Here is a 21735-nt window from a genome sequence, read left to right as displayed (position 1 = left end):
GCCCTCGGTGCCCGCGCGGCAAGTTCCGCGACCATGGGCACGCATCCCACACAGCCCAGTTCCTCGTCGATCGAGAGCGCGATCTGCAAGGGCCGTTTCGCGCCCGAGTTCAGCGCGAGCGGCACGGCGGCGAGCGCAAGCGCGACGAAGCCCTTCATGTCGCAGGTGCCTCGGCCATAGAGGCGCCCGTCCTTCTCGGTCACCGTCCAGGGATCGGTCGTCCAGGACTGGCCCTCGACCGGCACCACGTCGGAATGGCCCGACAGGATCACCCCGCCGGGGACGTCGGGTCCGACCGAGCACCAGAGGTTCGCCTTCGTCCGCTCGGCGTTCCAGACCCGATGCGCCGTGACACCGTGGTCCTTCAGATAATCCTCGACCCAGTCGACGAGCGGCAGGTTCGTGTCGCGGCTCACGGTAGGAAAGGCCACCAGCCGGTCGAGAATCCTGCGCGCCTCGGATAGTGTTGCCATCGCCGTCTCCTCGCCGTCTCCTCGCCGTCGCCGGGACCGTGACGGGCCGGAGGGGAATGGTCAAGGCCCGGGCACGCTGCCCGACCCCGCCGGCATTCCGCCCGAGATGACGCGCCGGACCACGGCAGAATTGGTTGTTGCCGGACGGGTGAAAATGGCTAACACTTCGACCAAACAACCGGCGCAGACCGGGCACAAGAATTACAAAAAGACCGACTGGGAGTCGTAAATGCCCGATGGGGCCTCGCCCGTCCTTGATGTCAAGGGCCTGAAGACCGTATTCAGGACACGCGGCGGCGAGGTTCACGCCGTCAATTCCGTCAGCTTCGACCTGAAACCCGGAGAGCTTCTCGGCGTCGTCGGCGAGAGCGGTTCGGGCAAGTCGGTGACGATGATGTCGCTGATCGGTCTCCTGCCGTCGCCGCCCGCCGACGTGCGCGCGGGCGAGGTCCTGTTCGGCGGAACCGACCTCCTGAGATGTCCGCAGGACCATCTGCGCGCCGTGCGCGGCGGCGAGATCGGCTTCATCTTCCAGGACCCGATGACTTCGCTCAACCCGGTCTTCACCGTCGGCTTCCAGATCATGGAGCCCTTGCGCAAGCACATGGGGATGGACAAGGCGGCAGCACGAAAGCGGGCGCAGGAGCTTCTGGAGCTTGTCGGCATCCCGGACGCGCGGCGCCGGCTCGACGACTTTCCCCACCAGTTCTCGGGCGGGATGCGCCAGCGGGTGATGATCGCCATCGCGCTCGCCTGCGACCCGAAGGTGCTGATCGCCGACGAGCCGACGACCGCGCTCGACGTGACGATCCAGGCACAGATCCTCGAACTGGTGCGGGAACTGCGCCGCAAGCTCGGCATGGCGATCGTCTGGATCACCCACGACCTCGGGGTGATCGCCGGGATCGCCGACCGCGTGATCGTGATGTACGGCGGCCAGATCGTCGAACAGGCACCGGTGAAGGACCTTTTCCACCGCCCGCGCCACCCCTATACCCGCGCGCTTCTCAAGACGATCCCCTCCGTACGCGGGGAGCGGGAGGCGAAGCTCAACGTCATCGAGGGCCAGCCGCCGATCCTGATCGCCGCCCCCACGGCCTGCTCCTTCCGCGCGCGCTGCCCGCATGCCTTCGATCGCTGCGCTCGCGAGAACCCCGCCCGCCGGCCGGTCGGCCCCGGACATGACGTCGCCTGTTTCTGGGACCCCGCGCCGGAGGCCTCCGATGCTTGACGCGCCTGCCCGCCGAAAGCTCGTCGAGGTCCGGGGTCTCCGGAAGTATTTCCCGATCACCGCCGGCCTCCTCCGCCGCAAGATCGGCGACGTGAAGGCGGTCGACAACGTCAGCTTCGACATCTTCGAGGGCGAAACCCTCGGGCTCGTTGGCGAGTCCGGCTGCGGCAAGTCCACCTGCGGCCGGGTGATCCTCAGGCTCTACGACCCCACCGCCGGCTCGATCCGGATCGAGGGCCGCGAGATCGCCGATGCGCCCCAGTCTGACCTCAGAGAACTCCGCCCGACGATGCAGATGGTCTTCCAGGACCCGCAGGCGAGCCTCAACCCGCGCATGACGGTCGCGGCAATCATCGGCGAACCGCTCGACGAACACACGACACTCTCGAAGGCCGAGAAGCTGGCGCGGATCTACGAGCTGATGGATGCGGTCGGTCTCAACCGCAATTACGCCAACCGCTACCCGCACGAGTTCTCGGGCGGCCAGCGCCAGCGCATCGGCATCGCCCGGGCGCTCGCGCTCAACCCGAAGTTCGTCGTCTGCGACGAACCGATCGCGGCGCTCGACGTGTCGATCCAGGCGCAGGTCGTGAACCTGCTCGAAGAACTTCAGGACCGGCTGGGCCTGACCTATCTCTTCATCAGTCACGACCTGTCGATGGTCCGTCATATCGCCGACCGGGTGGCAGTAATGTATCTCGGCCAGATCGCCGAGCTTGCCCCCCGCGACGATCTCTACCTCAAGCCGTTGCACCCCTATACCCAGGCGCTGCTCTCCGCCGTCCCGGAACCCGACCCGGAACTTGAGGCGCACCGCCGCCGGATCATCCTGACCGGCGACGTGCCCTCGCCCGCCAATCCGCCGAAGGGCTGCAACTTCTGCACCCGCTGCCCGAAGGTGATGGACATCTGCAGGCAGGTGGAGCCCGCCTTCCGCGAGGTGGAGCCGGGGCGCTTTGCCGCCTGCCACCTCTATTCCGAAACGAACGAGACCGCCGGACCAACGGCGGCGGCCGAGGCCAGAAAGAGCATCCAACAAGGAGTATGACATGAGACTGAAATCAGCCCTCTTGGGCGCAGCTGCCGGGATCGCGCTGGCCCCCGCGGCCTTCGCCGAACGCGGTGCCGACGGCCATCTGAACATCATCTACTGGCAGGCGCCGTCGATCCTGAACCCCTACCTGTCGTCCGGCACGAAGGACGTGGAATCCTCGTCGATGATCCTCGAGCCGCTCGCCGGCTTCAACGAGAAGGGCGAGCTTTTCGCCCGCCTCGCCGAGGATGTGCCGACGCTTGCCAACGGCGGGGTGTCGGAGGACCTGACGACGATCACCTGGAAGCTGAAGCCCGGACTGGTGTGGTCCGACGGCACGCCCGTGACCTCGGCCGACGTGGTCTTTTCCTACGAATACTGCACCCACCCCGAGGGCGGCTGCAGCCAGGCCGCGCGCTACGAGGGCATCCAGTCTGTCGAGGCGCTGGACGACATGACGGTGAAGGTGACCTTCACGGCGCCCAAGCCCAACCCCTACAACGCCTTCGTCGGCTCCACCTCGCCGATCATCCAGAAGGCCCAGTTCGCCAACTGCCTCGGCGCGGCGGCACAGCAGTGCACCGACGCGAACTTCGGTCCCATCGGCACCGGCCCCTTCAAGGTGACCGAGTTCAAGCCGAACGACGTGATCTCGATGGAAGCCAACCCGAACTACCGCGACCCGGCGAAGCCGGCCTTCGCGACCGTGACCTTCAAGGGTGGCGGCGACGCGGCGGCGGCGGGCCGTGCCGTCCTCGAGACCGGCGAGTTCGACTATGCCTGGAACCTGCAGCTTGCGCCCGACGTGCTTGCGGGCATGGAAGCCGCCGGCAAGGGCAAGGTCATCAACGCCTTCGGTACGCTCGTCGAGCGGATCGAGATGAACATGACCGATCCCTCGCCGAGCCTTGCCGAGGGCGAGCGTTCGACCGTGAAGCACCCGCACCCGATCCTCTCGGACATCAGGGTGCGCAAGGCCCTTTCCATGGCGATCGACCGCAATCTGCTCGTCGAGGTCGGCTATGGCTCGGCCGGGCGGCCGACCTGCAACCTGGTGCCCGCGCCCGAGATGTTCGCATCCGACAACACCGAATGCCTCTCCCAGGACGTCGAGGGGGCGAAGGCGCTGCTGGAGGAAGCCGGCTGGACCGACTCGGACGGCGATGGCATCCGCGACAAGGACGGCAAGAAGCTGTCGCTGCTCTACCAGACCTCAACCAACGCCGTGCGCCAGGACTTCCAGGCGCTGGTCAAGCAGTGGTGGACCGAAATCGGTGTCGAGACCGAGTTGAAGAACGTCGACGCCTCGGTCTTCTTCGGCGGCGATCCGGGCTCGCCCGACACGTTCCAGAAGTTCTATGCCGACGTGGAGATGTACGCCAACAACTTCGACGGGACCGATCCCGAACCCTATCTGTCGCAGTACCTCTGCGACAAGATCCCGGGCCCGGACAACGGCTGGCAGGGCGAGAACATCAACCGCTTCTGCGACCCGGCCTACGACACGCTCGTCGCCGAACTCGCCAGGACCGGCGAGATCGAGAAGCGCGCCGAGATCGCCAAGAAGCTCAACGAGATGCTGACCAAGGACAGCTATGTCGTCGTGCCGCTGGTCGACCGTGGCCGCAACTCGGCGCATTCCAACACGCTCGGCGGCGTCGTCCTGAACACCTGGGACAGCGAGCTGTGGAACACTTCGGACTGGTTCCGGGTCAAGTGATCTGATCCTCCCCGTATCGCGGCGGGGCGGGCCTTCCGGCCCGCCCCGTTCTGCCATCCGAAACCGCTGAACCGAGACGCCGATGCTCACCTACACGATCCGACGCCTGCTGATCGCGATCCCGACGCTTCTGTTCATCAGTCTCGTCATCTTCCTGATCCTGGAAATGGCTCCCGGCGACCCCCTCGCCGACCAGCCGCTGACGGTGCCGCCGGAGGTGCGCGAGAAGATGCGCGCCGCGCTTGGCCTCGACCAGCCGGCGTGGGTGCGCTACCTCCTCTGGCTGAAGCAGTTCTTCTGGACCGAGCCGCTGCATCTCGTCGACAGCCTCTTCGGCACCGCCTTCGCCGACCCGACCGGCCGCATCGTCTCCTGGCAGTTCCGGGCGCCGGCGATGGACATCATCTGGCAGCGCCTGCCGCAGACGCTCTGGGTCGTCGGACTTGCCTATGTCGTCGGCGTTGTCATCGCGGTGCCGATCGGCATCATTTCGGCCTACCGGCAGTATTCCTGGTTCGACAACCTCGGCACCTTCGTCTCGATGGTCGGCTTCTCCGTCCCCACGTTCTTCACCGGCGTCGTCCTGATCATCGTCTTCGCGGTGAACCTGCACTGGTTCCCCTCGATCTACGACACCACGCTGAAGGTCACGGACTGGGAGAGCTTCCTGAAGCAGGCGCGGCAGATGGTCATGCCGGTGACCGTGCTCGCGCTTTTCAACGCGAGCCAGATCAGCCGCTTCATGCGCGCCTCGATGCTCGACAACCTGCAGCAGGACTACGTCCGCACCGCCCGCGCCAAGGGCATGAGCGAGAAGGTCGTCGTGCTGCGACACGTCCTGCGCAACTCGCTCATCCCGGTGGTGACGGTCATCGCCCTCGGCATCCCCACGATCTTCGGCGGCGCGATCATCACCGAGCAGGTGTTCAAGGTGAACGGGCTCGGCCAGCTCCTGATCACCGCGATCTATGCCAACGACCTGCCGATGGTGCAGACGCTGACCTTCATCTTCGCGGCGCTGACCGTGCTCTTCAACCTGATCGCCGACGTGCTCTACGGCGTCCTTGACCCGAGGATCCGCTATGACTGAGGCAAGTGGCGCCCGCGTCGAGGCCGCCGTCCGCCCGCCCCGCAACCAGTGGTGGGATGTCTGGGACCAGTTCAAGACCCACAAGGGTGCGCTCGTCGGGCTGGTGATCTTCGGCGCGATCCTCTTCGCCGTGCTGCTCGGCCCCTTCCTGTGGCGGCTCGATCCGACCTATGTCGATCCCAACCCCGTCAACATGCTGAAGCTCAGGAACCAGGGGCCGAGCCTCGCGCATCCCTTCGGCACCGACCAGCTCGGCCGCGACATGCTGGCGCGGATCATGGCGGGCGGGCGCGTGTCGATCGCCGTCGGCCTCACCGCGATGGCGCTGTCGCTCTTCCTCGGGACGCTGATCGGTGTCGTCGCGGGCTTCTTCAAGCGGGCGGACGGGTTCCTGATGTCGATGACCGACCTCTTCCTGTCGCTGCCGCTCCTGCCGCTTCTGCTCCTCATGGTGACGCTCTTCCGCGAACCGCTGAGCCAGGCGCTCGGGACCGAGACGGGGATATTCCTCCTCATCGTCACGGCGATCGGGGTGACGAGCTGGATGCACGCGGCGCGGATCGTCCGGGGCGAGGTGCTGACGCTGAAGGAGCGGGAATTCGTGCTGGCCGCGCGCTCGATCGGCACACCGTCGCGCCGGCTGGTGCTGCGCCACATCCTGCCCAACGTCATGAGCCCGATCATGGTTTCCGCCACGCTGGGCATCGCCAACGCGATCATCACCGAAAGCGCGCTTTCGTTCCTCGGGCTCGGCTTTCCGCCGGACTTCCCGACCTGGGGGCGCATCCTCTTCGACGCCGTGGACCAGATGCAGCTCTACCCGCTCAGGGTCGTCCTGCCCGGGGTGGCAATCTCGCTCACCGTGCTCTCGGTCAACTACATCGGCGATGGCCTGCGCGACGCGCTCGACCCGCGCATCCGCGGGCGGTGAGCATGGCCGAGCCGCCGGGAGCGCGCTGCCCTCCCTGACCCTGCCGGAGCATTTCCGGACAGAAAGGGTGTCAGTGCATCGCCTTGCGGATGCGGCGGATCATGAACCAGACGGCGAGGACGACGACGGGCACGAGCGCCGCGGTCAGCGCCGACTTGGACCAGTGGAACGCCTCGGCAAGGGGCAGCAGGAGGTAGCCCGCGAGGCTAACAGCATAGTAGCTGATCGCGACGACCGAGAGGCCCTCCACCGTGTGCTGCAGCCGGAGCGCGATGTCGGCGCGACGGTCCATGCTTTCCAGGAGCTTCTGGTTCTGGGCCGAGCGCTCCACATCGACGCGGGTGCGCAGAAGTTCCCCCGCACGCACCGCGCGGCCCGCCATCTGTTCCAGCCGTCGCTCGGCGGATTTCACCGTGCGCATCGCGGGGTCGTAGCGGCGCATCATGAATTCGCCGAAGGTCTGGCGGCCGTCGAAGCGCGTCTCGCGCAGCACCTGCACGCGCTGGTTGACGAGCGCCTCGTAGGCCACCGTCGCGCCGAAGCGGAAGGTGTGGCGCGTGGCCAGCGCCTCCAGTTCGGCCGAGATGCCGAGGAGAGTGTCGAGCGTCGCCTCGGCGTGGCTGCCCTTGTGCGAGAGCGCGGTGACAAGGCCGGAGAGCTCGGGGTCGAGGGCGTTGAGCCGCGCCGTGAGTTCGCGTGCCCGGCCAAGGCCGAGCATCGACATGGCCCGGTAGGTCTCGATCTCGCAAAGGCGCTGGACGATGCGGCCCACCCGGCGCGCGCCGGTGCCGGGCCGGATGAAGACCGCGAAACGCATGTGGCCGGCCGGGTCGATCTGGAAATCGCCTGCGATGATGGCCGCCTCGTCGAGGACCCACGAGCACGCGAGGCTTTCGGCCACGAACCAGGCGTCGAGACTCTCGCGGACCCGGTCGAGGTCGTCGGGAAGAGGCTCGATCCGGACCAGGCAGGCGGCGATGCGTTTTCCGGGCGCTGAGGCCATCCAGTCCGGCGGGAAGACCTCCGCGTCGGCCGGGTCGAAGGGGCGCGCGCCGATGCCGCGGCCGAAGGCCGAATAGGTCACGAATTCGGTGTGGCTTTCCCACTTGAGGTCATGCCGGCCGATCCGCGCGCCGTGATGGGTTGCCTCATTTGGCGGATGCGCTGCGCCGTGCCGGTCGAGAAGCGCCAGAAGATGCGCCCGGTCGGCGGCTCGGTCGCGGTTGTGCGCGTCGAGAGGCTGTTTCACCGCGACGTAGACGGCATGGCCGGGCACGGAAAGCGACGGGAACGGCCGGGCATGCAGCTCGTTCACCAGGGGAAAGCGAAGGGGATGGTCGTCGATCATCAGAAAGGCCCGGGAAATCCGGAACAGGTTAGCCAAGCGCCGGAGCAAAGATCAGGCGCGGCGTGACCGGACCGGCGCACACGGCGGTATACTGGTATTTCTGCAACGCCGTCAGCCGCGCAAGGAGGGCAGGACGCAGACGAGACCGAACGCCAGGAGTGCTGCGGCGCCCGCGGCGCCAAAGGCCACGGCCGAGCCTCCCGCGGCCCAGAGCAGGCCCGCCGCCCCGTTGGCGGCAAGCGTGGCGAGACCGGCCGCGAGGTTGAAGACGCCGAAGGCCGTCCCCCGGAGCGCCGCCGGCGCGGTGTCGGCCACGGCCGCCGAAAGCAGCCCCTGGCTCAGCCCCATGTGAAGCCCCCAGAGGGCGATGCCGATCACCGTGACCGACAGCCCCTCGGCCATGGCGAGGAGGCCGAGTGCCAGCGCGAGAGCCGCGATGGAGACGCCAAGCAGCCCGCCGCGGCCCAGCCTGTCGGAGAGCGCACCGGCGGGCCAGGCCGTGGCGGCATAGACCACATTCAGGATCACGAGCACGAGGGGCACATAGGCCGCGCCCACCCCGACGTCGGCCGCCTTGAGGATCAGGAAGGCCTCGGACAGCCTCGCAAATGCCATCACCGCGCCGACCGCGACCACAGACCAGAAGGCCGCGGGCAGGCTGGAAACGGTCCGTCCGTCGAGACCGGCACGCGGTGCCGCGACTTCGTGGCGCGCGGGTTCGCGCACGCCACCGACGAGGATCGCCAAGGCCACGGCTGCGGGCAGGATGGCGAGCGCGAAGACAAGCCGGATGTCGCCCCCCGTCAGCGCCATGAGCGCGATGGCGAGCAGCGGGCCGGTGAAGGCCCCCACCGTGTCCATCGACTGCCTGAGCCCGTAGGCCGCGCCGCGTGCCGCCTCCGGCACGAGCTCGGCGACGAGCGCGTCGCGCGGGGCGCCCCGGATGCCCTTGCCGATCCGGTCGGTCACGCGGGCCGCAAGCACGACCCCCGGGCTGCCGGCCAGCGCGAAGACGGGTTTCGTCAGCGCGGCCAGCCCGTAGCCAAGGACGAGGAGCGGCTTCCTGCGCCCCAGCCGGTCCGAAAGCGCGCCCGAGAACACCTTGACGATCTGCGCCACGGCCTCGCCCAGCCCCTCGACGAGGCCGACAAGCACCACGGAGGCCCCGAGCGTGCCGGTGAGAAAGACCGGCAGGAGCCCGTGGATCATCTCGGACGAGATGTCCATGAAGAGGCTGACGAAGCCGAGCGCCACGACGCCGCGGGGAAGGTTTGCGCGCATCGGGCAACCTTTCGGACAGGACTGAGAGGCCGTTGCATGGGAAGTCATAGTCCCCTCGCCGCGCCTGTGCCAGCGCGTCCGGTACAGGGCGCGAGCGACCGCGCCGCCGGCCCGGGCATGTCACGGACCGGCGGCCCTTCGCCTTGGCCGTGCCTCAGGACAGATGGCGGGCGAAGAAATCCATCGTGCGCGACCAGGCGAGTTCCGCCGCCGCGGCATCGTAGCGGGGCGTCGTGTCGTTGTGAAAGCCGTGGTTCACGCCCTCGTAGATGAAGGCCTCGTAGCTCTTGCCGGCCGCCGTCAGGGCGTCTTCGTAGGCCGGCCAGCCGGCGTTGATCCGCTCGTCGAGCCCGGCGTAGTGCAGCATCAGCGGCGCCTCGATCTTCGCCACGTCCTCGACCGCCGGCTGGCGACCATAGAACGGGACCGAGGCCGCGAGGTCGGGGTAGGCGACGGCGAGCGCGTTGCAGACCCCGCCGCCATAGCAGAAGCCCACCGCGCCGACCTTTCCGGTGGAGCCCTCGTGCCCGCTCAGGAATTCGTAGGCGGCGAAGAAATCGGCCATCAGCCTGGCCGGGTCGAGGCTCGCCTGCATCTCGCGCCCCTGATCGTCGTTGCCGGGGTATCCCCCGAGCGGTGAGAGCCCGTCCGGCCCGAAGGCGAGGTAGCCCGCCTTGGCCACCCTCCGCACGACATCGGCGATGTAGGGATTGAGCCCGCGGTTCTCGTGGATCACGAGTACGGCCGCGAGCTTCCCGGTGGCGCCCGAGGGCCTCGCCATCAGCCCCGTCACGCGGCCGTTGCCCTCGGGGCTCATGTATTCCGCGGTCATGGTCTCGATCGCGGGATCATCCGGCGCGACCTGCTGGGCAAGCGCGTAATTGGGCTGGAGCTGTTCGAGGATCATCGCCCCGGTCACGCCCGCGGCGGCGAACTTGCCCGCGCGCTCGATGAACTCGCGTTTCGACATCCTGCCGTGCACATAGCCATCGAAAATCTCGAGAATGCGGGAATCGAAGTCCTTCGCGCTCTTGCGCGGGGTCGGCTTGCCTTCAGGGTTCACGGCGGTTCCTCCTGCGTCTGCGCGGCAAGGATAGCGCGGAGTGTTGGCGGCACCCGGACAAAAGAAAGTGACCCCGCCCTTCCGGACGGGGTCACGTCACTGTCGCAGGCTGCGCGGTCGCTCAGTCGAGCATCGGCAGGAGGCTGTCCACGCTCTTCTTCGCGTCGCCGTAGAACATCCGGGTGTTCTCCTTGTAGAACAAGGGGTTCTCGATCCCGGAATAGCCGGTGCCCTGACCGCGCTTGGAGACGAAGACCTGTTTCGCCTTCCAGACCTCCAGGACCGGCATCCCCGCGATGGGGGAGTTCGGGTCCTCCTGTGCGGCAGGGTTCACGATGTCGTTCGAGCCGATGACGATGGCGACGTCGGTCGAGGGGAAGTCGTCGTTGATCTCGTCCATCTCGAGGACAATGTCGTAGGGCACCTTGGCCTCGGCCAGAAGCACGTTCATGTGGCCGGGCAGACGGCCCGCCACGGGATGGATGCCGAAGCGAACCTCTTTCCCCCTGGCGCGCAGCTTGCGGGTGAGTTCCGCCACCGACTGCTGCGCCTGCGCCACCGCCATGCCGTAGCCCGGCACGATGATCACCGAGTCGGCGTCGTTCAAGGCCGCCGCCACGCCCTCGGCGTCGATGGCGATCTGCTCGCCCGCGATCTCCATCGCCGGGCCCGTGGTGTTGCCGAAGCCGCCGAGGATGACGCTGACGAAACTGCGGTTCATCGCCTTGCACATGATGTAGGAGAGAATCGCACCCGAGGAGCCGACCAGCGCGCCGACGACGATGAGGAGGTCGTTCGAGAGCGAGAAGCCGATCGCCGCCGCCGCCCAGCCCGAGTAGCTGTTCAGCATCGAGACGACGACCGGCATGTCGGCCCCGCCGATGCCCATGATCAGGTGATAGCCGATGAAGAGCGCGGCCAGCGTCATCAGGATCAGCGGCAGGAAGCCGCCGCTGTTGAAGTACCAGATCAGGCAGATCGCCGAGAGCGCCGCGGCCCCGGCGTTCAGCATGTGCCCGCCCGGCAGTTTTTCCGCCTTCGACGTCACCTTGCCCGCGAGCTTGCCGAAGGCGATGACCGAGCCGGTGAAGGTCACCGCGCCGATGAAGACGCCGAGGAAAAGCTCGATGCGCAGGATGTTGACCTCGACCGGGCTCTTGTGGGCGAGGACCGCCGCGAAGCCGGTGGCCGCCTCGCGCGCGGCCGTATCCATCGCCAGCACACGGCCAAGCTCGAAATGCGCGTTGAAGCCGACAAAGACCGCCGCCAGACCAACGAGCGAGTGCATCGCGGCCACAAGCTGCGGCATCTCGGTCATCTGGACGCGCTGCGCGACGATCCAGCCGATGACGCCGCCGCCAAGGACCAGAAGGACCGAGAGCGGCCAGAGGCCTGCCCCCGGCCCCGCCAGCGTCGCCAGCACGGCGAGCGCCATGCCGACGATGCCGTACCAGACCGCGCGCTTGGCGCTTTCCTGCCCGGAAAGCCCGCCGAGCGAGAGGATGAAGAGGACTGCCGCAACAACGTAGGCGGCCGTGGTGAATCCGTAGTCCATCGCGCCCGTCTCCTTACGACTTCTGGAACATGGCGAGCATGCGCCGGGTGACCATGAAGCCACCGAAGATGTTGATCCCGGCCATGAAGACCGAAAGCGCCGCGAGCAGGATCACGAGGAACGAGCCCGATCCGATCTGCAACAGTGCGCCGAGGATGATGATCGACGAAATCGCGTTCGTCACCGCCATCAGTGGAGTGTGCAGCGAATGCGAGACGTTCCAGATCACCTGGAAGCCGACGAAGACCGAGAGCACGAAGACGATGAAGTGCTGCATGAAGCTCGCCGGGGCGAAAAGCCCTGCGAGCAGGATCAGCGCCCCGCCGACGCCAAGCAGCGTCACCTGGCTCCGGGTCTGCGCCTTGAAGGCCGCCACCTCGGCCGCGCGCCTCTCCTCCGGTGTCAGTTCCTTCGGCTTCTCCTTCGGCTTCTGTGCGGCGATCGCCTGGATCTTCGGCGGCGGCGGCGGGAAGGTGACCGCGCCCGCATGGGTCACGGTCGCGCCGCGGATCACGTCGTCGTCCATGTTCTGGTTGACGACACCGTCCTTGGCCGGCGTCAGGTCCGTCATCATGTGGCGGACGTTGGTCGAATAGAGCGTCGAGGCCTGGGCGGCCATGCGCGAGGGGAAATCGGTATAGCCGACGATGGTCACGCCGTTCGGCGTCACGATCTTCTCGTCCTTCACCGTCAGTTCGCAGTTGCCGCCGCGCTCGGCGGCAAGGTCGACGATGACCGAGCCGGGCTTCATCGCCTCGACCATGTCCTTCGTCCAGAGGACCGGCGCATCGCGGCCGGGAATCAGCGCGGTGGAGATGACGATGTCCATCTCGGGCGCCAGCTCGCGGAACTTCTTCAGCTGCGCCTCGCGGAACTCCGGCGACGAGGGCGCGGCATAGCCGCCGGTCGCCGCCCCGTCGGTCTGCTCGGCGAAGTCGAGATAGACGAATTCCGCGCCCATCGATTCGATCTGCTCGGCCACTTCTGGGCGCACGTCGAAGGCGTAGGTGATCGCGCCGAGGCTCGTCGATGTGCCGATGGCGGCCAGCCCCGCGACACCCGCGCCGATGATCAGGACCTTGGCCGGGGGCACCTTGCCCGCCGCCGTCACCTGGCCGGTGAAGAAGCGGCCGAAGTTGTTGCCCGCCTCGATCACCGCGCGGTAGCCGGCGATGTTCGCCATCGACGACAGCGCGTCCATCTTCTGCGCCCGGCTGATGCGCGGCACCATGTCCATGGCGATGACGGTCGCGCCCTGCTTGTTGGCAAGCTCCAGAAGCTCTTTGTTCTGAGCGGGATAGAAGAACGAGATCAGCGTCTGCCCGGCGCCGAGCCGCTTCGTCTCGGCCTCGGTCGGGGGGCGCACCTTGGCGACGACATCCACCTCCTTGAAGAGCGCGGCCGCCGTCTTGACGACCTTGACACCCGCGGCCTCGTAGGCCGCATCGGAAAACCCGGCCTTTGCCCCCGCGCCCGTCTCGATGAAGCATTCATGCCCCAGCTTCTGCAGCTGAAGGGCGGAGTCCGGTGTCATCGCGACGCGGTTCTCGCCCTCAAAGATCTCCTTCGGTGCCCCGATCTTCACTGTCTCTCCTTTCCGGAATGTCCCCCGCGCGGTCGCCCGCGTGTTCCGTCATGTCAGTGCCTTGGCGGAAACTGTTACTCTGCAACGCGGCGTCGCCACAACAGGCAATCGCAGAGCGCCGCGCCGGCCTGCGCCCGGCCTGCGCGAGGTCATAGCCATCGCCGGACACGCGCTGTGTATTCGAGGTATTCGTCGCCGAAGCGCCGGCTCAGCCGCGCCTCCTCGTCGAGGATGAAGCGCTTCTGGATCACGATGGCGAAGACGGCGACGAGCGGCAGCGCGATGAGCGCGTCCCAGGCGATGTAGAGGCCGGCGAGCAGGATCGCGTCGGCGAGGTAGATCGGGTTGCGGCTGAGGCGGAAGACCCCGCCATGGACAAAGGCGTCGGGGTCGCGGCGGGGGATGACGCTCGTCCGTGCGATCAGCATCTGGCCCGCGGCCACGATCATGAGCGCGAGGCCGGCGAAGATCAGGGCGGCGCCGAGGATGTCGTTCACGGGCGTCACGACGGGCACGACGCGCCCGATCGCGCCCCCGAGGGCGGCAAATCCGGCCAGCCAGACCGGCGGAAAGTCGATTTCCTTGGCCATCGGGATCCCCAGAGAAAGTTTCGCGCGACCCTAGTGTGGAGGACATGCGGAGTTCAAGTGCGCCGCCCGCTTCGCCGGCGACGTATCCCTCGGGTGTGATCGGGGCGCACGGCACCAGAGGACGCGCGAAATTCCTCTGGCCGGCGGCAGTACAAGTCTCCAAGATCGTGGAAAACCGATGGGGAAGACCGATGCCGACCGATTTCGTCGCCACCCGCGCCGCCTTCGCCCTGCCCGAGGGCGTGATCTACCTCGACGGCAACTCGCTCGGGCCGCTGCCGAGGGCCGCTGCCGCGCGTGTCGCGGAATGCGTCACGAAGGAGTGGGGCGAAATGCTCATCACCGCCTGGAACCGGGCGAGATGGATGGACCTTCCGCGCCGGCTCGGCGACCGCATCGGGCGTCTGATCGGGGCGGAACCCGGCACGGTCGTCCTCGGCGACACGCTGTCGATCAAGGTCTACCAGGCACTCGCCTCCGCGCTAGACCTGCGCCCGGACCGCCGGGTGATCCTGTCGGACACCGGCAACTTCCCCTCGGACCTCTACATGGCCGACGGCCTTGTACGCACGCTCGGGCAGGGCTACGAACTGCGCACCGTCGCCCCCGAGGCGGTCGAGGCGGCGATCACCCCCGACCTTGCCGTCCTGATGCTGACCGAGGTCGACTACCGCACCGGACGCCGGCACGACATGAAGCGGCTGATCGAGAAAGCCCATGCGGCCGGCGCGCTCGTCGTCTGGGACCTTGCCCATTCGGCCGGCGCGGTGGAGGTGGACCTGGCCGGCTGCCGCGCCGATTTCGCCGTGGGCTGCACCTACAAGTACCTGAACTCCGGCCCCGGCGGTCCGGCCTTCATCTACATCGCGCCGCGGCTGGCCGCGCAGGTGCGCCCGGCGCTTTCCGGCTGGCTGGGTCACGAGGCGCCCTTTGCCTTCGACCTCGACTACCGACCCGGCGCGGGCATCGAGCGGATGCGCGTGGGCACCCCGCCGATCCTGCAGATGGCGGCGCTCGAGGCCTCGATGGACATCTGGGACCGGGTGGACATGGCCGATGTCCGCGCCCGGTCGATCGACCTCAGCGAGGCGTTCCTGACCGGGGTCGAGGCCGCCTGCCCCGCCCTGACGCTCGCCTCGCCCCGCGACCCCGCGGCGCGCGGCAGCCAGGTCAGCTTCCGCCACCCCGAGGGCTACGCGATCATGCAGGCGCTGATCGCCCACGGCGTCATCGGCGACTTCCGCGCCCCGGACATCCTGCGCTTCGGCTTCACGCCGCTCTACACCACGATGGCGGACGTGAAGCGCGCGGTGGCGATCCTGAAGCGGGTCATGGACGAGCAGCTGTGGGACCGGGCGGAGTTCAGGGCCCGCGCGAAGGTGACATGATGCAAGTCCGCGCCTATCGCCCGGAAGACCGGACCGCGAAGGCGCTGGTCTTCTACCGCGCCGTCCGCGAAGGCGCGGCATCCTTCTACGACGCGGCACAGCGCGCCGCCTGGGCGCCCGCGCCCGAGCCGGACTGGGACGAACCGGACCCGCAGATGGACCAGTGGTGCTGGGTGGCCGAGGACGACAGGGGCATGACCGGCTTCATGTCACTGGATCGCGAAGGCTATCTCGACATGGCCTTCGTCCTGCCGGAGGTCATGGGCAAGGGCGTCGCGCAGGCGCTTTACGGCGCGCTTCTCGACCATGCCCGGGCCGAGGGGCTGTCGCGCCTGACCGTCCGCGCCAGCCATCTTGCCCGCCGCTTCTTCGAGAAGCAGGGCTGGCGGCTCGACGCGGCCGAGAATTACGCGGCCGACGGGCAGATTTACGAGACGTTCCTGATGTCGCTCGACCTCGGGTCACGGCCATGAAACCCGAAACCCGCCGCATCGAACCGCGGCTGGCGCGCCCCGGCGCCTGGGCGGGGCTGTGGCGCAGGATCGGCAGGACCGCAGTCATTGCGGCGGAAAGCCTTTAGGATCGGACCCTGACGGGGCGCCTTCCAGCACCTTTCCACGGAGACCACCATGACCACCTATGACCCCTCGGCCGAAGGCGCGCAGATGTCCTTCGACGGCCGCATGAGCTATGGCGACTACCTGAAACTCGACGCGCTCCTGACCGCGCAGGCGCCGCTCAGCGACGCGCAGGACGAGATGCTGTTCATCATCCAGCACCAGACCTCCGAACTCTGGATGAAACTCGCGCTCGGCGAACTCGCCGCCGCCCGCGCCGCGATGGCGCGGGACGCGCTGCAACCGGCCTTCAAGATGCTCGCCCGCGTCGCCCGCATCATGGAGCAGCTGAATTCCGCCTGGGACGTGCTGCGCACCATGACGCCCGCCGACTACACCCGGTTTCGCGCCGCCCTCGGCCAGTCCTCGGGCTTCCAGTCCTGGCAGTACCGGCTGATCGAATATGCCGCAGGCAACCGCAACGCGGCGATGCTGCGCCCGCACGCCCACCGGCCCGACATCCTCGCGAAACTGGAGGCCGAGCTCGCCCGTCCCTCGCTCTACGACGAGGCGCTTCGGGTGGCCGCCCGCGCGGGCCTTGCCGTGCCGGAGGCGGTGCTGAAGCGCGACTTCCGCCAACCCTGGGCAGAAGACGAAGGGGTCATGAAGGTCTGGACCGTCGTCTACCGTGCACCCGAGGAGCACTGGGCGCTTTACGAACTGGCCGAAAAGCTCGTCGATTTCGAGGACTACTTCCGCCGTTGGCGCTTCAACCACGTCACCACCGTCGAGCGCGTGATCGGGCTGAAACGCGGGACCGGCGGAACCGGCGGGGTGCCCTACCTGCGCAGGATGCTCGAGGTGGAACTGTTTCCGGAACTTTGGCGGGTGCGCACCGCGCTCTGACCGCGCCGCGAACGCGGGCGGCGCCTCTGGCAGGGCGCGCCGTCAGGCGATCCGCACCCGTTCGGTCCCCGGTTGCCGCGACACGGCCCATCGCGCGGCGGCCTCGCCGAAGGCCCGGAACAGGGGCCGCGACACAGGATCGGTCGCGGCGTTCCACTCCGGATGCCACTGCACCGCGAGCGTGAATCCTGCCGCGCCCTCGACGAAAAGCGCCTCGGGCGTGCCGTCCTCCGCCCAGCCGTCGATCACGATCCGCTTGCCGGGCTGCTTGATCCCCTGCCCGTGAAGCGAGTTCGTCATCACCTCGGCCGCGCCGAAAAGCCGCGCAAAGGGACCACCCTCGGAGAACCGCACCCGGTGGCGCAGCGCGAATTTCTCCTCGATCGTGCCCTCGGGCGGCATCCTGTGGTTCATCCGGCCCGGAAGGTCGCGGATCTCGGGATGGAGCGTGCCGCCGAGCGCCACGTTCACTTCCTGAAAGCCGCGGCAGATGCCGAGGAAGGGCTGGCCCCGCTCGACACAGGCGCGCACCAAGGGCAGCGTGATCGCATCGCGGCAGCGGTCGAAGGCGCCATGCGCCTCGGTCTCCTCCTCGCCGTATTCCGACGGATGGACGTTCGGCCGCCCGCCGGTCAGGAGGAACCCGTGGCAGGCGTCGAGAAGCTCCTCGACGCTGACGAAGCGCGGGTCCGACGGGATCAAGAGCGGCATGCAGCCCGCCACCTGCGCCACCGCGGCGGAGTTCATCGTGCCGCCGGCATGGACGGGATACTCGTCGTTGATGAGGTTCATGTTGCCGATGATGCCGACGATTGGCCGGGTCATGCGCATATCCGTCGTTTCCTTCCGCGAAGGATAGGCCGCGCCGGCGCGGAGGAAAAGCCCCGCGCCGCGCACAGGGCCCTCTGCGCCGGCGCAGAGGTCAGGGCCGGCGACGATGCCCGGAAATCCGGCGGATCGTGCCCCGCTTCGGAAAGGTCCGGTCTGCCTTCCTGGCTGGCGCAGGAACCTCACGGGGGCCGAGGGCGGTGCGCCCTCAGTGCGCCGCCTTCACCTCGGCCCGGCGGCGGTGCAGGACCGGCTCGGTGTAGCCGGAAGGCTGTTCGCGGCCGAGGAAGACAAGGTCGCAGGCCGCCTGGAACGCGGTGCCCTGAAAGCCCGGCGCCATCGCCCGGTAGGCGGGGTCGCCCGCGTTCTGCCGGTCCACGACAGCGGCCATCCTGCGCAGGACGTCCATCACCTCGTCGCGGGACACCACGCCGTGATGCAGCCAGTTGGCGATGTGCTGGGCGCTGATCCGGCAGGTGGCACGGTCCTCCATCAGGCCAACGTCGTTGATGTCGGGCACCTTGGAGCAGCCGACGCCCTGGTCGACCCAGCGCACGACATAGCCGAGGATGCCTTGCGCGTTGTTCTCCACCTCGCGGCGGATCTGGTCGGGCGTCCACTTGCGGAAGGCTGCGAGCGGAATGTCGAGAAGCGTGTCCACATGCGCGCGCCGCCCGCCCTTCTTCAGCCGCGCCTGCACCGCGAAGACATCGACCCTGTGGTAGTGCAGGGCATGGAGTGTGGCCGCCGTGGGCGAGGGCACCCAGGCGCAGTTCGCGCCCGCGCGCGGGTGGGCGATCTTCTCATCCAGCATCGCGGCCATCATGTCGGGCATGGCCCACATGCCCTTGCCGATCTGCGCCTTGCCGGAAAGCCCGCATTCGAGCCCGATGTCCACATTCTGTGCCTCGTAGGCGTTGATCCAGGCCTTGCGCTTGATGAAGTCCTTGCGGCTGAAGGGGCCGGCCTCCATCGATGTATGGATCTCGTCCCCGGTGCGGTCGAGAAAGCCCGTGTTGATGAAGCAGACCCGGTCCTTGGCGGCGCGGATGCATTCCTTCAGATTGACCGAGGTGCGCCGCTCCTCGTCCATGATGCCGATCTTCACGGTATTGCGGGCAAGGCCCAGCGCCGCCTCGACCCGGGTGAATATCTCGTCGGTGAAGGCGACCTCCTCCGGCCCGTGCATCTTGGGCTTCACGACATAGACCGAGCCCTTGACGGAGTTCCGCACACCGCCGGTCTTCCCGATGTCGTGCATCGCGATGGCCACCGTGACCATGGCGTCCATCAGCCCCTCGAAGACCTCGGCGCCCGCGGCGTCGAGGATCGCCGGGTTGGTCATCAGATGGCCGACATTGCGCACAAGCATCAGCGCCCTGCCCTTGACGCTGATCTGCGACCCGTCGGGCGCGGAGTAGACGCGGTCGGGGTTCAGCCGCCGGGTCATCGTCCGGCCGCCCTTCTCGAACGTGTCCTGAAGGTCGCCCTTCATCAGGCCGAGCCAGTTGCCATAGGCCTCGACCTTGTCCTCGGCGTCGACGCAGGCGACGGAATCCTCGCAGTCCATGATCGCCGAGACGGCGCTTTCCATCTGCACGTCGGCAAGTCCGGCCTGATCCCGCGCACCGATGAAATGCGCCCGGTCGAACACCAGCTCGACGTGGAGCCCGTGGTTGCAAAGAAGCACCGCGTCCGGTGCCTTGGGATTGCCGCGGTAGCCCACGAACTTCTCGGGCTGGACGAGAGGCATGTCGTCGACGAGAAGCACGCCCTCCCTGACATGATAGCGCCGCACGTCGGCGTGGCTCGCGCCCTGGATCGGGAAAGCCTCGTCGAGAAAGACACGCGCCCGCGCCACGACCCGCGCCCCCCGACCCTTCTCGTAGCCGCCCTTCGGCGGCAGGGAGCCCATCGCGTCGGTGCCGTAGAGGCAGTCGTAAAGACTGCCCCAGCGGGCGTTCGCGGCGTTGAGCGCATAGCGCGCGTTCGTCACCGGCACGACGAGCTGCGGGCCCGGAACGGTCGCGATCTCGGGATCGGTGTTTTCGGTGCCGATCTCGAACGCGGGGCCTTCGGGCAGGAGGTAGCCGATCTCGCTGAGGAAGGCCTTGTAGGCTTCGTGGTCATGCGGCCGGCCGCGGTGGGCGACATGCCAGGCGTCGATCTTCGCCTGAAGGTCGTCCCGTTTCGCCAGAAGCGCCCGATTCTTCGGCGCAAGGTCGCGGACGATCCCGGCGAGGCCCTCCCAGAACACCGCGGGGGCGACGCCCGTCCCCGGCAACGCGCGTTCCTCGATGAAGGCGGCGAGTTCCGTCGCGACCTTCAGTCCGTTCCGTTCGACCCGCATCACCTGTCCTCCCGGTCCCCGCGCTCGGCACTCTGATCGCAAGGCCTAGCGAAAGGCGGGCGGCGCGGCAACGCTTGCGGGCCCGCGTCTTGATGGCAAATCCGAAAGGACCATTCGGATTTGAAAGTAAGCCAATTGACTAACTTTGGCTTGCGCGACTCGCCCTTTCGGAATAGTTAGGAACATACCTAAGCGATGAAGGCCCGATGAACCTCTCCCCCGGCCAGCTCGACACCCTCTTCCAGGCGCTCGGCGATCCGACGCGGCGGGCGATGCTGGAACGGCTGGCGCGGGGTCCGGCGACGGTCACGGAACTGGCGGCGCCCTTCGACATGGCGCTGCCCTCGTTCCTCGGCCATGTCCAGAGGCTGGAGGCCGCGGGCCTCGTCACCACCGCGAAGACGGGGCGCATCCGCACCGTCACCCTCGTTCCGGGGGCCTTCACCCCGGTGCGAAGCTGGCTCGACGACCAGCGCGCCCTCTGGGAGGGGCGCCTCGACCGGCTGGACGACTATGTAACCCGACTGATGAAGGAACGCGCAGATGGACCTCGATCCAAAGACTGACCTCAGTTTCACCCGCACCCTGGCGGTGCCGCGCCGCCTCGTCTGGGAATGCTGGACCTCGCCCGAGCATATCCCGCATTTCTTCGTGCCGCGCCCGCACCGGGTGACCGCCTGCGACCTCGACCTGCGCGTCGGCGGGCGCTTCAACACCACCTTCGAGGTCGAAGGCAACCTGATGGAGAACCACGGCGTCTATCTGGAGGTGGTGCCGCAGGAACGGCTGGTCTTCACCGACGCCTACCGCGAGGGGTGGAAACCCGCGCCCGACCCGTTCATGACCGCGCTGCTGCTCCTCTCGGATACGGCCGACGGCGGCACCACCTATACCGCCATCGCCCGCCACCGCTCGGCCGAGACGGCCGAACAGCACAAGGCGATGGGCTTTTTCGACGGCTGGGGCACGGTGGTGGATCAACTGGAGGAATATGCCCGGGGGCTGATGAAATGACCGGGGCCCCCGAAGATCGCACCATGATGCTGGAACGGGTGATCGCCGCCCCCGTCGCGGCGGTCTGGGCGGCCTGGAGCGACCCGGCCGCACTGCCCAGATGGTGGGGTCCCGATGGTTTTTCCTGCCGGACGAAGCGGATCGACCTCAGGGCGGGGGGCGAATGGGTCTTCGACATGATCGGCCCGGATGGCACCGTCTGGCCCAACCACCACCGCTACAGCCGCTTCGACCCGGTGGGCGGCATCGCCTACACGCTCCTTTGGGGCGAGGACGGACCGAAGCACGCCGACGCCTCGGCGCGGTTCGAGGATATCGATGGCAGGACCAGGGTCACGCTTTCGATGACCTTCGTCACCGCCGAGGAATACGAGACCGCAAAGGGCTTCGGGGCGGTGGAACTGGGGCTACAGACGCTCGGCAAGCTTGCCGCGCACATAGGCGCGGCCTGAGCGGTTGCGGTGGGTGGGCGGAGGACCTAACCTCCGCCACCGAACCAATCCCGAGGCCCCCGATGAAAGACGAAGCCCCGCAGCCGACCCGGCTTGCCGACTACGCCCCCTACCCGTTCAGCGTGACTGGCGTCGATCTGATCTTCCGTCTTTCGCCCACCGCCACGCGCGTCCTGTCGCGGATCGGCTTCGCGCCCAATCCGGCGCGGCCGGGGCGGCACGACCTCAGGCTCGATGGCGAGAAACTCGCGCTCCTCTCGGCGCGGATCGACGGTCGCGCCGTGACGCCCGCCGAGGACGCGGCCGGCCTGACCGTCGCGGCCGACGACCTGCCCGACGG

20 protein-coding genes and 1 pseudogene are annotated in these 21735 nt (G+C 67.9%); 12 read left to right on the top strand and 9 right to left on the bottom strand.

All coding sequences use genetic code 11. The features are described 5' to 3' along the window. A partial coding sequence (locus ACMUOO_RS10970; RefSeq protein WP_413855233.1) for a M20/M25/M40 family metallo-hydrolase occupies positions 1-473 on the bottom strand: 473 nt, incomplete at its 3' end. Positions 474-702: 229 nt separating this feature from the next. Between ACMUOO_RS10970 and ACMUOO_RS10965 the strand changes: the two genes are divergently transcribed. From ACMUOO_RS10965 to ACMUOO_RS10945, 5 genes are all read left to right on the top strand, one after another. Continuing rightward, a complete protein-coding gene (locus ACMUOO_RS10965; protein WP_301917418.1) occupies positions 703-1704 on the top strand; it encodes an ABC transporter ATP-binding protein in 1002 nt (333 codons plus the stop codon). Continuing rightward, positions 1697-2752, top strand: coding sequence for an ABC transporter ATP-binding protein (locus tag ACMUOO_RS10960; protein WP_301917419.1), 1056 nt, complete (start codon positions 1697-1699; stop codon positions 2750-2752). Before ACMUOO_RS10965 ends, ACMUOO_RS10960 begins: the two co-directional genes overlap by 8 nt. A gap of 1 nt (position 2753) precedes the next feature. Next, entirely contained in the window at positions 2754-4457 is a 1704-nt protein-coding gene (locus tag ACMUOO_RS10955; protein WP_301917420.1) for a peptide ABC transporter substrate-binding protein, read from the top strand. Between the two features lie 82 nt (positions 4458-4539). After that, complete coding sequence (locus ACMUOO_RS10950) at positions 4540-5547, top strand: ABC transporter permease (RefSeq protein ID WP_301917421.1); 1008 nt, start codon at positions 4540-4542, stop codon at positions 5545-5547. After that, positions 5540-6478 carry an ABC transporter permease gene (locus ACMUOO_RS10945; protein ID WP_301917422.1) on the top strand — a complete coding sequence of 313 codons (939 nt, stop codon included), beginning with the start codon at positions 5540-5542 and terminating at the stop codon, positions 6476-6478. The genes ACMUOO_RS10950 and ACMUOO_RS10945 overlap by 8 nt, the downstream gene beginning before the upstream one ends. A 70-nt stretch (positions 6479-6548) precedes the next feature. Here the strand turns inward: ACMUOO_RS10945 and ACMUOO_RS10940 are convergent, their stop codons facing one another. The 6 genes from ACMUOO_RS10940 to ACMUOO_RS10915 form a co-directional block, all read right to left on the bottom strand. Beyond that, positions 6549-7826 carry a DUF3422 family protein gene (locus ACMUOO_RS10940; protein ID WP_301917423.1) on the bottom strand — a complete coding sequence of 426 codons (1278 nt, stop codon included), beginning with the start codon at positions 7824-7826 and terminating at the stop codon, positions 6549-6551. A gap of 111 nt (positions 7827-7937) precedes the next feature. Further along, positions 7938-9107 carry an MFS transporter gene (locus ACMUOO_RS10935; protein ID WP_301917424.1) on the bottom strand — a complete coding sequence of 390 codons (1170 nt, stop codon included), beginning with the start codon at positions 9105-9107 and terminating at the stop codon, positions 7938-7940. A gap of 154 nt (positions 9108-9261) precedes the next feature. After that, positions 9262-10170 (bottom strand): YghX family hydrolase, encoded by a 909-nt coding sequence (gene yghX / locus ACMUOO_RS10930; protein WP_301917425.1) that lies wholly within the window; start codon positions 10168-10170, stop codon positions 9262-9264. A gap of 121 nt (positions 10171-10291) precedes the next feature. After that, positions 10292-11725 (bottom strand): NAD(P)(+) transhydrogenase (Re/Si-specific) subunit beta, encoded by a 1434-nt coding sequence (locus tag ACMUOO_RS10925; RefSeq protein WP_301917426.1) that lies wholly within the window; start codon positions 11723-11725, stop codon positions 10292-10294. A gap of 13 nt (positions 11726-11738) precedes the next feature. Continuing rightward, positions 11739-13310, bottom strand: coding sequence for a Re/Si-specific NAD(P)(+) transhydrogenase subunit alpha (locus tag ACMUOO_RS10920; protein WP_301917427.1), 1572 nt, complete (start codon positions 13308-13310; stop codon positions 11739-11741). Between the two features lie 149 nt (positions 13311-13459). Further along, entirely contained in the window at positions 13460-13900 is a 441-nt protein-coding gene (locus tag ACMUOO_RS10915; RefSeq protein WP_301917428.1) for a methyltransferase family protein, read from the bottom strand. 191 nt (positions 13901-14091) lie between these two features. Between ACMUOO_RS10915 and kynU the strand changes: the two genes are divergently transcribed. The 3 genes from kynU (at position 14092) to kynA (ending at position 16751) form a co-directional block, all read left to right on the top strand. Beyond that, positions 14092-15288 carry a kynureninase gene (gene kynU, locus ACMUOO_RS10910; protein WP_301917429.1) on the top strand — a complete coding sequence of 399 codons (1197 nt, stop codon included), beginning with the start codon at positions 14092-14094 and terminating at the stop codon, positions 15286-15288. Further along, positions 15285-15761 (top strand): GNAT family N-acetyltransferase, encoded by a 477-nt coding sequence (locus tag ACMUOO_RS10905; RefSeq protein ID WP_301917430.1) that lies wholly within the window; start codon positions 15285-15287, stop codon positions 15759-15761. Before kynU ends, ACMUOO_RS10905 begins: the two co-directional genes overlap by 4 nt. 156 nt (positions 15762-15917) lie before the next feature. After that, positions 15918-16751: a tryptophan 2,3-dioxygenase gene (kynA, locus tag ACMUOO_RS10900; protein ID WP_301917431.1), complete on the top strand. Its 834-nt coding sequence runs from the start codon at positions 15918-15920 to the stop codon at positions 16749-16751. 42 nt (positions 16752-16793) lie between these two features. Here kynA and ACMUOO_RS10895 read toward each other — a convergent pair whose 3' ends face one another. Continuing rightward, positions 16794-17576 carry a gamma-glutamyl-gamma-aminobutyrate hydrolase family protein gene (locus tag ACMUOO_RS10895; protein WP_301917432.1) on the bottom strand — a complete coding sequence of 261 codons (783 nt, stop codon included), beginning with the start codon at positions 17574-17576 and terminating at the stop codon, positions 16794-16796. A 211-nt stretch (positions 17577-17787) separates the two neighbouring features. Next, the gene (locus ACMUOO_RS10890; RefSeq protein ID WP_301917433.1) at positions 17788-19929 is read right to left on the bottom strand and encodes a malate synthase G; all 2142 of its coding nucleotides are present in this window, start codon (positions 19927-19929) and stop codon (positions 17788-17790) included. A gap of 206 nt (positions 19930-20135) precedes the next feature. Here ACMUOO_RS10890 and ACMUOO_RS10885 point away from each other — a divergent pair, with 206 nt between their 5' ends. From ACMUOO_RS10885 to ACMUOO_RS10870, 4 genes and pseudogenes are all read left to right on the top strand, one after another. Continuing rightward, a complete protein-coding gene (locus ACMUOO_RS10885) occupies positions 20136-20495 on the top strand; it encodes an ArsR/SmtB family transcription factor (RefSeq protein WP_301917434.1) in 360 nt (119 codons plus the stop codon). After that, positions 20473-20943: an SRPBCC family protein gene (locus ACMUOO_RS10880; RefSeq protein WP_301917435.1), complete on the top strand. Its 471-nt coding sequence runs from the start codon at positions 20473-20475 to the stop codon at positions 20941-20943. The genes ACMUOO_RS10885 and ACMUOO_RS10880 overlap by 23 nt, the downstream gene beginning before the upstream one ends. Beyond that, a complete protein-coding gene (locus tag ACMUOO_RS10875; protein ID WP_301917436.1) occupies positions 20940-21395 on the top strand; it encodes an SRPBCC domain-containing protein in 456 nt (151 codons plus the stop codon). Before ACMUOO_RS10880 ends, ACMUOO_RS10875 begins: the two co-directional genes overlap by 4 nt. 62 nt (positions 21396-21457) lie before the next feature. Beyond that, positions 21458-21735: pseudogene (locus tag ACMUOO_RS10870) on the top strand (aminopeptidase N); the annotation flags it as partial.

It is taken from the genome of Albidovulum sp. (assembly GCF_041919395.1).
GTDB lineage: Bacteria > Pseudomonadota > Alphaproteobacteria > Rhodobacterales > Rhodobacteraceae > Albidovulum.
Note: the sequence above shows the minus strand (reverse complement) of the source record. Positions and strands in the feature narration are given on the sequence as shown.

Bases quoted from the DNA above. Each gene is read 5' to 3' on its own strand.
- ACMUOO_RS10935 (WP_301917424.1), bottom strand. From the start codon at position 9,107: ATGCGCGCAAACCTTCCCCGCGGCGTCGTGGCGCTCGGCTTCGTCAGC.
- ACMUOO_RS10945 (WP_301917422.1), top strand. From the start codon at position 5,540: ATGACTGAGGCAAGTGGCGCCCGCGTCGAGGCCGCCGTCCGCCCGCCC.
- ACMUOO_RS10955 (WP_301917420.1), top strand. From the start codon at position 2,754: ATGAGACTGAAATCAGCCCTCTTGGGCGCAGCTGCCGGGATCGCGCTG.
- ACMUOO_RS10880 (WP_301917435.1), top strand. From the start codon at position 20,473: ATGGACCTCGATCCAAAGACTGACCTCAGTTTCACCCGCACCCTGGCG.
- ACMUOO_RS10950 (WP_301917421.1), top strand. From the start codon at position 4,540: ATGCTCACCTACACGATCCGACGCCTGCTGATCGCGATCCCGACGCTT.
- ACMUOO_RS10940 (WP_301917423.1), bottom strand. From the start codon at position 7,826: ATGATCGACGACCATCCCCTTCGCTTTCCCCTGGTGAACGAGCTGCAT.
- ACMUOO_RS10885 (WP_301917434.1), top strand. From the start codon at position 20,136: ATGAACCTCTCCCCCGGCCAGCTCGACACCCTCTTCCAGGCGCTCGGC.
- ACMUOO_RS10925 (WP_301917426.1), bottom strand. From the start codon at position 11,725: ATGGACTACGGATTCACCACGGCCGCCTACGTTGTTGCGGCAGTCCTC.
- ACMUOO_RS10905 (WP_301917430.1), top strand. From the start codon at position 15,285: ATGATGCAAGTCCGCGCCTATCGCCCGGAAGACCGGACCGCGAAGGCG.
- kynU (WP_301917429.1), top strand. From the start codon at position 14,092: ATGCCGACCGATTTCGTCGCCACCCGCGCCGCCTTCGCCCTGCCCGAG.
- ACMUOO_RS10965 (WP_301917418.1), top strand. From the start codon at position 703: ATGCCCGATGGGGCCTCGCCCGTCCTTGATGTCAAGGGCCTGAAGACC.
- ACMUOO_RS10960 (WP_301917419.1), top strand. From the start codon at position 1,697: ATGCTTGACGCGCCTGCCCGCCGAAAGCTCGTCGAGGTCCGGGGTCTC.
- ACMUOO_RS10890 (WP_301917433.1), bottom strand. From the start codon at position 19,929: ATGCGGGTCGAACGGAACGGACTGAAGGTCGCGACGGAACTCGCCGCC.
- kynA (WP_301917431.1), top strand. From the start codon at position 15,918: ATGACCACCTATGACCCCTCGGCCGAAGGCGCGCAGATGTCCTTCGAC.
- ACMUOO_RS10895 (WP_301917432.1), bottom strand. From the start codon at position 17,576: ATGACCCGGCCAATCGTCGGCATCATCGGCAACATGAACCTCATCAAC.
- ACMUOO_RS10915 (WP_301917428.1), bottom strand. From the start codon at position 13,900: ATGGCCAAGGAAATCGACTTTCCGCCGGTCTGGCTGGCCGGATTTGCC.
- ACMUOO_RS10875 (WP_301917436.1), top strand. From the start codon at position 20,940: ATGACCGGGGCCCCCGAAGATCGCACCATGATGCTGGAACGGGTGATC.